The sequence below is a fragment of the Pseudonocardia sulfidoxydans NBRC 16205 genome (assembly GCF_007989085.1).
Classification (GTDB): Bacteria; Actinomycetota; Actinomycetes; order Mycobacteriales; family Pseudonocardiaceae; genus Pseudonocardia; species Pseudonocardia sulfidoxydans.
The window spans coordinates 1-9,900 of record NZ_BJVJ01000128.1 but is presented as its reverse complement, the minus strand read 5'-3'; the positions used below and the strand labels follow the sequence as shown (position 1 = coordinate 9,900).

The 9,900-nt window shown below is 68.5% G+C and carries 8 protein-coding genes; all 8 read right to left on the bottom strand.

What is annotated here, in order from left to right:
- A partial coding sequence (locus tag PSU4_RS29810; RefSeq protein ID WP_246115440.1) for an aminotransferase class I/II-fold pyridoxal phosphate-dependent enzyme occupies positions 1-683 on the bottom strand: 683 nt, incomplete at its 3' end.
- 277 nt (positions 684-960) lie between these two features.
- Positions 961-1,563, bottom strand: a complete 603-nt coding sequence (locus PSU4_RS29805) for a cob(I)yrinic acid a,c-diamide adenosyltransferase (RefSeq protein ID WP_147115845.1) — start codon at positions 1,561-1,563, stop codon at positions 961-963.
- Positions 1,564-2,221: 658 nt separating this feature from the next.
- Positions 2,222-3,046: a uroporphyrinogen-III C-methyltransferase gene (gene cobA, locus PSU4_RS32665; protein WP_307724811.1), complete on the bottom strand. Its 825-nt coding sequence runs from the start codon at positions 3,044-3,046 to the stop codon at positions 2,222-2,224.
- 678 nt (positions 3,047-3,724) lie between these two features.
- A complete protein-coding gene (locus PSU4_RS29795; protein WP_147115843.1) occupies positions 3,725-3,934 on the bottom strand; it encodes a hypothetical protein in 210 nt (69 codons plus the stop codon).
- Between the two features lie 765 nt (positions 3,935-4,699).
- Positions 4,700-5,254 carry an adenylate kinase gene (locus PSU4_RS29790; protein ID WP_147115841.1) on the bottom strand — a complete coding sequence of 185 codons (555 nt, stop codon included), beginning with the start codon at positions 5,252-5,254 and terminating at the stop codon, positions 4,700-4,702.
- A 796-nt stretch (positions 5,255-6,050) separates the two neighbouring features.
- On the bottom strand, positions 6,051-7,232 hold the full coding sequence (locus PSU4_RS29785; protein ID WP_147115839.1) for a cobalt-precorrin-5B (C(1))-methyltransferase: 1,182 nt from the start codon (positions 7,230-7,232) through the stop codon (positions 6,051-6,053).
- Complete coding sequence (locus tag PSU4_RS29780; RefSeq protein WP_147115837.1) at positions 7,229-8,782, bottom strand: precorrin-2 C(20)-methyltransferase; 1,554 nt, start codon at positions 8,780-8,782, stop codon at positions 7,229-7,231. Before PSU4_RS29780 ends, PSU4_RS29785 begins: the two co-directional genes overlap by 4 nt.
- On the bottom strand, positions 8,779-9,432 hold the full coding sequence (locus PSU4_RS29775; RefSeq protein WP_147115835.1) for a precorrin-8X methylmutase: 654 nt from the start codon (positions 9,430-9,432) through the stop codon (positions 8,779-8,781). Before PSU4_RS29775 ends, PSU4_RS29780 begins: the two co-directional genes overlap by 4 nt.
- Positions 9,433-9,900 lie beyond the last annotated feature (468 nt).

Here is a 9,900-nt window from a genome sequence, read left to right as displayed (position 1 = left end):
GCTAGGGCGTCTACGAGCCGGTTAACGAGAATGCTCGGGCGGACGGCGACACGCAGGTGGTCGGCGTCCAGGCCGGGGAAGGTGTCGCACCGGCGGACCGCGATCCCCGCGGATCGCAGCTCGGCGCGGACCCAGTCACCGGTCCCCACCGGAAGCCGCAGCAGCAGGTAGGGGGCCACCCCGGGCAGCACCTGCACGCCCGGCACAGCGGCCAGCTCGGTGGCTTGCGCCCGCCGCTGGACGGCGAGCGTGCGTGCCGCCGCCGCGGCCTCAACCGCCCCGGGGTCGAGCCGGTGTCCGGCTGCGGGGTCGGTGAGCACCCGGGTGACCGGCACGCCGGCCCGGCGCAGCGCCACCTCCGGCTCGGTGAAGCCGGGGTGCACGACGGCGGCGTGCTGCGGCGCAAGCGCGGGCAGCAGCGCGAACCCCTCGGCGCTGCCGGCGAGCACCAGCACCTCATCGGGACGCCGGCCGTGGCGGGCGGCAACGGCGGCGCGGGCGCGGGCGTCGTGCCCGGCCGCGGGGTATTGCGCGAGGTCGTCGATCAGCCTCGCGAGACGAGCCCGCAGCCACGGCGGTGGGGCCCCGCCCCACACGTTGACGGCGAAGTCGAGCAGCCCGGGTGCAGCGTCGGCGTCGCCATGATGGTCGAGGGCGCGCAGGTCAGGAGTCGAGTCGCCCATCACGCGCACCATTCGTCAGACCGTTCCCGCAGCGCGACGGCCCGCGGTTCGCTGGCCCGTATCCCCGGCGGTGTCCTCCAGGTCACTGTGCTCGGCGCCGCGGGCGACAAGGATAGTCCGCCAAATCGCGTCTGGTCTGAAGTCGTTGAGCATATCCAGAGCGGTGCACCAACGCCCCATCAAGCGGCGCTGGCACTCTCGATTGATGCCCGAGTGGCCAGAGTATGACCGAAATTTGGCGGCGTGACCCTGCGCTGCCGCCCATCGTGACATGCCCTCAGCCATCCTGAGCGGCCGTCTGGGCCGATTCCCCGGGCTCGCCTGGGCGCCACAGCACGTCACCATCCCGATTCGCGACGCGGCTGAGGATGAACAATAGATCCGACAGCCGGTTGAGGTAGCGCGCGGTCAGCGGGTTGGACCGGTCCGCGTCGGCGACAAGGAGCGCCCACACCGACCGTTCGGCACGGCGGGTGACTGTGCGCGCGACGTGCAGGTACGCGGACCCGGGGGCGCCGCCGGGCAGCACAAAGGACGCGAGCTTGGGCAGGTCGGCGTTGAACGCGTCGCACCAGCCCTCAAGCCGAGTGACGTAATCCTCCGTGACCCGCAACGGCGGGTGCGACGGGTTCACTACGATCGGCGTGGACAGGTCCGCGCCGACGTCGAATAGGTCGTTCTGGACCTGTCGAAGCGCGCCTAGGACGCGCGTGGACAACTGGCCGACCGCCACGGCGACGCCGATCGCAGCGTTCGCCTCGTCGGTGTCGGCGTACGCTGTCAGCCGGGGGTCGGTCTTTGGGACCCTGCTCAAGTCGCCGAGGGCGGTCGTGCCGTCATCGCCGGTCTTTGTGTAGATCCTAGTCAGATGGATTGCCATGCGCCTGACCTCCACTGTTCATCGGTGGCGCGCCAGCTGGTCGGGATAGAACAGACGAATTTGAACCTCCTCGATTGACGCCTTCCGTCCCGCGTCCATTGTCGTTCAGCCTCCAGCATCAAAGAGTGCTCGCCACCAACCGCTCGCCAATTGATCGCCAGCCTTAGTGAAAGCCCGGTGATGAGTCTCGCCCTGAACAGGCTAACCGCTGCCGCCCGTTCCACTGAAGTTCTGCTGGAAGCAGCTTTCCTACTCGTTGCGTCTACTGGCTAGCGTCTGATCGACGGTCAAGCGGTCCATCCTGATTTACGAGACGACACGCAGGTAGTAGCCCCTGTCCGGTCGGAGGATTAGAGATAGCGTCCCGAGGCCAGCCGCAAAGGAGTCCTATTAGGATAAAGAGCTCGGCCGGATTGCGATACCTGTGGCGATCAGAACCTTTCGTGGTGTAGATGAGGCCCGTCCACGGTTCTGGTCCGGCAACGACAATCAGCTTTCGAGGTGAGCGGAGCCTGCCGTCACGAGACGTAGTACCCATCAGATCGTCACCCTCTTCAAGCGGAATCGACATAGCATAATTCGAAGTCTGTCGTCGTGACGACTATGCCGGTCTTGAGGGGGGCTCGGGCGGAGCACTGTGTGGAGCCCAGCGACGGGCTTAGTCGGCAAACTGACCAGGTTGTGTCATCTTTAATGCGATCGTAGCCCAGCTCGTGCTTGTTGGTGACAATCCTGCTACCGGGCCGACGACGATCACCGCGGGCGGTCTAATATCTTCGTTGAGAAGCGAGTCGGAAAGATGCGCCAGGGACGTGCGAACCACCTGCTCTCCAGGCAAGGTCGCCCGCGCGATTACAGCCACTGGGGTGCCAGGAGGCCGTCCGTTGGCCATGAGTTCCGTCGCGATACAGCCCGCGTTCTCGACCGCCATCAGAAGTACGAGCGTGCCACGCAGCCGGCCAAGCGCAGCCCAGTCGACCAAACTCGTCGGGTCATGTGGCCGGACATGCCCAGAAACGATAGTCACTTCGTGGTTCACGGAGCGATGACTAATAGGCAGCAATGCAGCAGCTGGCGCGGCGAGCGCGCTGGTGACACCCGGAACCACAGTCACAGGAATATCAGCCTCCGTGCACGCGATCAGTTCCTCGTAACCTCGGCCGAAGACGAACGGATCACCGCCTTTGAGCCGAGCGACACGCCTTCCAGCCCGAGCATGCTGTACCAAAAGTTCATTGATTCGCTGCTGTGAGACACGGGGTCCGTAGGGTATCTTCGACGCGTCGATGACCTCCACTTCAGCTGCGAGTTCTGTGAGCAGCGAGCGAGGCGCTAGCCGGTCAGCGATAACCACATCGGCGAGTTCAAGCAATCGCCGGCCACGAACCGTGATGAGGTCTGCTGCGCCGGGTCCTCCACCGATCAAGGCGACGCTGCCACGTGCGACTGAACTTCTCTGCCTCCGGGGATGCGGTGCGGGCATATTCGCAGGGCTCTCAAGTAAGATGACCTGCCTCTGTTCCGCGTCACGCGCGAGGTCGGCCGTGGCACTACCGGTGGCGGAAACGATCAACCGCGTCAGGTTTAGGTCGTCGACACAATAGGCTCTGTCGTGGTGCGTGACTCGGTGGTAAGCGATCGCCCTGGCCATGTCGGTGCTGACCGGCGTCCCGACGACTGTGACACGAGCCCCGCTCTCGACGAGTCGATCGAGGTGATGCCGGCGCGTGGAGCTACTTACAACTAGGACGGCCGGCACGCCCGTTAGCCGGAGCCGGTAGGGCTGCATGCTATTCGCACCTGTGGATGCGTTTGCCTCCCCCATTACACCTGCGACGAGCATGTGCGGATGATGCAAATGGTCAGACATGGCCCGGGCCGCCGAGACCTCGTAGCACAGATTCGCGATGGGACCCCGCAATGCGCGAAATGCCCAGGTGAGGGAGGGCATGAAACTGCTTGAACCTAGGTGGAGCAGTAGCTGGCATGCGCCTCCGCGGGCCGATTCCCGACTGAGGGGTCAGGGTGTCCTGGTCGACGGCGTACGAACCCGCTGGCGCGCCGGTACGCTCGACAGCGATCCATAGACCAGCGAGGTCGCCTGCCTGAATCGAGTGCCAGCCGTCGATCGGCACACCGCCGACCCCGGCCACGTACACGGTCATCCTGGATCCTGCTCCCGCCGGATCGCCACGGTCGGGTCGACGAGTCCGGCGGCGATCGCCCCGAGCTCGACCCCGCTCGTGACCTCCGCCTGCACGACCTCGCGCAGCCAGCGCTCGGACTCGACGAGGTTCATCGCCGACGCTGCGCGCGCCGCGTCCGGGTTGCGCATCTCCACCGCCCGAACGATGCGCTCGAGTTGCTCCATCACTCAGTCCATCCGGGCGCACTCCATGGCGGACCGCCACACGCGGGACGACAGGCCGCGGCTGAACACCCGCGTCGAGCACCGAGCACAGCGACTGGTTGCCGGTCACCTGTGTGATGCGGCTGTGGAAGGCCTTGTCGACCGACAGCTTGTCCTCCGAGTCATCGACTATTGACAGCTTGTTCATCAGCACACGCAGCTCGTCGAGGTCGGAAACGCGGGACGCAGTAGCGCCGTCGCTGCGGGTTCGAGCAGCCGTCGCGCCGTAATATCTCCGGCAGCCTGTTGCCCTACATGAGGTCCATGACCAACGACAAACCCGACAGCAGCACCGTGGGTTCGAGGCTCGTGACGTAGGGGCCGGCGCCCTGGCGGACATGTCGAGGACAAGCGCTTGCGACCGGGCGCTGACACACTCGCGCAGCAACGACCGCGAGACGCCAAGCTCCTGCCTGGGCGGCAGCCGGTTGCCCGGCGAGAGCCTCCCCTGCAGGATCAGCGACCGCCGCCCGGACCCGCGACGCCCACTCCATCACGTAGCTCCCGCCGCTCCCCGACATCGTCCCACCCGATCCGCGGCCGCCGGCCAGGGTCCCTAGCGCTCGCGACCTAGACACCGTCCACGGCAACGACCCTGAACGCTCCGCCTCATCCGCCAGTCCGGACCGCTGCGGCAACCCTGTCGCTCACCCATGGCCCCGCATTAGCGAGACCTGCCGGATCGGCGAGCACAGTCCTGGTAGGCGCGTTCTATCACTCCCGCTCCTAACCCGGGCGCGCCTTAAGCGCGGCCAGAATCCTGTCGGTCACATCGGCGACCGCGCCCACTGCGTCTACGCTGACAAGGGCATCCACATAATGCAACAGCAAGGGGGTTGTCTCTTCGCGATAAATCTGCTGACGATTGCGGATGACGACTTCATCGTCGTCAGACCGGCCCCTAGCTAGCATCCGTTGCAGGACGACATTTGCGTCAACCTTCAACTGCACTACGGCATCGAGTGACGTACCGCTCCTTGCGAGGATATGCGTCAGCGAGTCGGCCTGGGGAACCGTCCGCGGGAACCCGTCAAGGATGAAGCCTCTCGCCGCGTCATCGTGACAGAGGCGGTTGCGGACCATGCCAAGCGTCACTGAGTCCGGCACGAGTTCGCCCGCTACCATGTACTTCCTGGCTTCCATGCCGAGGCGGCTCTCATTGTCTACATTGAAACGAAAAAGGTCGCCCGTCGAGATGTGTGGGACATCCAACCGTTCGGCCAGACGCGCTCCCTGGGTACCTTTACCCGCGCCCGGCGGACCGACGAGTACAAGTCGCACGAGTCAATACCTCCTACCGATGAGCTTTCACTTGTTGCTACACAACGGAGGACCAGTATGCGTTCAAGGTTGGCGGCCGTAGCGCACTTTCGAAATGTGCCCATGGAGTGGGCGGCGACGGGAGAGTGACACCGTCGCTGCCCACTCCAGCAGGGGAGCGTGTATCGATATACCGATTGCTACGAGCTGTCATCGGGTTGTCCGGTGAACGACGCTAACGGCGACCGCTTCTGTCCGCGGCTTCGCCGCCCAGATGCATGCACGCGGCAGCCGAACGGTCCCAGACACACGATGTCGAGGAGCACGTTTTCACCGTCCGGTGGAGGCACTAGAGGGCCCCACCCTTGACGCGAGAAGCACGCGGATGCGCGTCGCGTTCGCCTCGGGCGCTGCCAGCGTCCCTCTCTCGCCGCGACTGGCCCGTCGGCGGTGTGTTGCCCGCGTACCCAACATGCGCGATATGACCACGCTTCTCCCTGATCGACTGCGGCTTCCTGACCCCAACGTCCAGCCACCTCTAGGCCGACCGCACGACCCCGGGGTCGGCGGGCGGCGACCGTCGACTGTGGCGCAGGTCGCGGGCTTGTCCGACGTGCGGGTTTGCCCAGAAACGTGAGAGTGCGTTGCCCGCCTGCCGGTGTCCCTAGGCAAAGAGGATGGTCGGAGGACTTTCAATCTGGTTTCAACGCGCCGCTGAACCGGGGTCGAGGCTCGCAGGCCAACGACCACGCTTGATCAGCTAGCTGTGGTTCGCGGGATGCGAGCGCCTAGTGAGTTGTTGTGTGAAACCCGGCGATCAGGCAGCGTGGCAGCCGTTGTACTGCCCAGAAGCCGTTGATCGTTCGGTCGGGTGTGTCCGTCCGTCCGGGTAAGCCCGCCTATGACTCGTCGGCCGGGCGGCCATGAGCCGGATCATCGCGAGCTTGATCATCGCCTCGGCGTGCACGGTCGTGCGCCCGTAGTCCCGGGCCAACCGACTACACCTCGTCAACCGGCCGAAGGTTCTTCGACCACCCCGCCTTCCGTCACCAACGTCTCGGCCGAGTACATCTAGGGCGGTGTTGGCGTCCTGGACCGCGGCCGTGAGTGCGGTGCCACCACCTGCGTCCGCGACGAGCGTCGCGAGCCCCGGCAGGTCGACCTGGGAGCGTTTTGAGTGCAGGTCGAGGTGGCCGTCGCCGAGCTTGACCATCTTGCCGATGCCTCCACCGATCGTCAGGTGCGGCAGTGGGTGGCGGCGTACGTACTTGAGCACGGCACCAGCGAAGTCGCCCATGTCGAGCATGGCTTCCTCGGGCAGGCCGTAGAGGCCTCGCACGGTGGCCTCCGACGTGCTGCCGGTCGTGGCGCCGACGTGGGTGCAGCCGGTCGCGCGCGCGACGTCGACGCCGCGGCGGATGCTGTCGATCCAGGCCGAACAAGAGTACGGCACGACGACCCCGGTGGTGCCGAGTACCGAGAGTCCGCCGACGATCCCCAGCCGCGGGTTCCACGTCCCACGGGCGAGCTCGGCCCCGCCGGGGATCGCGATCTCGACGACGGCGTCGGCGGCAGCCCCGTACGCCTCGGCGAGCCGAGTGACGGCCTCGGTCATCAGTCTTCGCGGCACCGGGTTGATCGCGGGTTCGCCCACTGCCACCGGCAGGCCCGGCTTTGTGACGGTGCCGACGCCCTCCCCGGCGCGAAAGGTCACACCGGTGCCAGGCCTTCCGCGCCGGACGGTAGCCAGGACGAGCGCGCCATGCGTGACGTCGGGGTCGTCGCCCGCGTCCTTGACGATCCCGGCCGCGGCAGCGTCATCCTCGCGCGCGGTGTGCGCCAGCGCGAACGACGGCCGGCGGCCCTTGGGGAGCGCGATCGTCACCGGGTCGGGGAACTCGCCGGCCAGCAGTGCCGTCCACGCGGCAGCCGTCGCGGCCGTCGCGCAGGCGCCGGTGGTCCAACCGTGGCGCAGCCCGCGCTGCGCGTGCGCGCTCATTCGGTGTAGGTCCGGGGGGTGAACACCAGCCGGCCGCCCCTCCGGTCGACGACCCGGGTCGTCGTCGATCCGATAACGACCAGCGTGCGCATGTCGACCTGGTCCGGGTCGAACTCGCCGAGCGTGGTGACGACGAGCCGCTCGCCTGGGCCGCCGACGTCGCGGCCCAGCACCACCGGGGTGTCAGCGCAGCGGTGCTCGAGCAGCAGATCACGGGCCGCGCCGAGCTGCCAGGGCCGGGCCTTCGACCGCGGGTTGTAGATCGCGATGACCAGGTCGGCCCTGGCGGCGGCGACGAGCCGGGACGCGACGACGTCCCACGGCTTGAGCCGGTCGGACAGCGAGATCACCGCGTGGTCGTGACCCAGCGGGGCACCGACGGCGGCAGCGACGGCGTGCGCGGCCGACACGCCTGGCAGCACCCGGACCCGGACGGCGGCGTACTTGGGCTCCGCGGCTACCTCGGCGACGGCGGCGGCCATCGCGAAGATCCCGGGGTCCCCGCCGGAGACGACCGCGACCCGCCGTCCGGAGGCGGCCAGGTCCAGGGCGTGCGCCGCTCGCTGGACCTCGACGCGGTTGTCCGAAGCGTGCCGGGCCTGCCCGGGTCGGACGGGCACCCGGTCGAGGTAAGGACCGTAACCGACGAGGTCGTCTGCGGCGACGATGGCCTGCGCGGCCTGCGGGGTGAGCCAGGACGGACCGGCCGGGCCGGTGCCGACGACGACGACCTCGCCCGGTGTGCCCAGACCCCGGTCGTCCGCGGATGGGTCGACCGCCGCGCGCTCGGCCCGGACGCCGGGCCCGGCCGGGTCGACGGGGGCGGCTGCCGCGATCGGCCCGGGCAGCAGCGCGACCGCGAAGTAGGGCACCGTCGCCGGGTCGACCCCCGCCAACGGCGCGAGGCGCTCCTCGGCCGAGCTGGCCCGCTCGACGTAGGCCGCGTCGTCTAGGCGGCCCGCGGTCGCCACTGCGTCGCGCACGGCGGTGAACGTGCGGCCCAGCTTCAGCACAGCGGCCGCGTCGGTGTCGGCGAGCCGACGGGCCAGCTCGTCGCGGGGCAGGGTGCCGGGCAGGATTGTGAGCACCTCGTCGCGCTCGACGAGCGGCTGCTGCAGCGCTGCGGCGGCCGCGCTCACCGAGGTCACGCCCGGGACTACAACCGTGCGGTAGCGCGCCGCCAGCCGCTTGTGCATGTGCATGTAGGAGCCGTAGAAGAGCGGATCGCCCTCGGCGAGCAGGACGACGTCGCGGCCGGCGTCGAGGTGCGCGGCGAGCCGGGCCGCGGCAGCGACGTAGAACTCCTCGATGGCGCCGCGGTAGCCGTCGGGATGGTCGGTCGTGCCGGTGGTGACCGGGTAGAGCAGCGGCTCCTCGATCGGCGTGCCGCACAGGTGAGGCTCGGCGATCCGGCGCGCGATCGAGCGGCCCTGTCCGGCGGCGTGGTAGGCCAGCACGTCGGCGGCGGCGATGAGCCGGGCCGCCTTGACCGTCACCAGGTCGGGGTCACCGGGGCCGACGCCCACCCCGTAGAGCGTCCCCGCCGTCACGGCAGAATCTCGTGCTCGGTGGCCAGGGCGTTGACCGCCGCCGCGGTGATCGCCGAGCCGCCGCGTCGGCCGTGCACGACGAGGTACTCCAGGTCAGCGCGGTCGGCCAGCGCAGCCTTCGACTCCGCGGCGCCGACGAAGCCGACCGGAACGCCCAGCACCGCAGCCGGGCGTGGGGCGCCGGCGTCGAGCATGTCGAGCAGGTGGAACAGCGCGGTCGGGGCGTTGCCGATCGCGACGACGGCGCCGTCGAGCCGGTCGCGCCACAGCTCCAGCGCGGCCGCCGAGCGGGTGGTGCCGAGCTCCGATGCGAGGCGCGGGACGCGCTCGTCGCGCAGCGTGCAGACGACGTCGTTGCCCGCCGGCAGCCGGGCCGCGGTCACCCCGGCGGCGACCATGTGCGCGTCGCACAGGATCGGCGCGCCCGCGCGCAGCGCCGACCGCGCGGCCGTGACGACACCGGCGGAGGCCGCGATGTCGGTCACGAGATCCACTTGCCCGCAGGCGTGGATCATCCGCACCACCACCGGCCCGAGGCCGACCGGCAGCCCCGACAGGTCAGCCTCCGCGCGGATGGTAGCGAACGACTGCCGATAGATCTCGGCGCCGTCGCGCAGATAGCCGCCGTCGCGCGGGGGGTCGACGGTCATCGTCGTGTCCCGCAGGCGATCCTCAGCGGCGGGCCTGGCCGGTGTCGGCATGACGCGAGCCTAGATCAGCCAGCCGTCCACGCTGCGCCCGATTAAGGTCGGCGACCCCCCGATTCCACGTTTGGTAGCCAGAGTCGCAAACCTCGCATGTTCACAAAGTCCAGGCCAGAAGGCGGGGCAGCGGTCACCGTCGCGGTGCCCATTCAGGTCGAGCGCCATGACCCAGGAACGGCACGACGTGGTCCCACCAGCCTGACTATCGCGGCCGTGCACGAGGACCAGCCCAGCCAATTTGCCTCACCCAGGGCCGGGATTGCATTTCGTGCCGTCGACCTCCGAGTCGCGGCGTACCGGTGCTTGGCCAGCGCGACTGCGATCGCCGGCCAGGCCCGATCCCGAACCGCGACGCCGGCATCTCCGGCGTCGGCGCGTCAGCACCGCGAGCATGCCATCCCACTCCAGACGCTT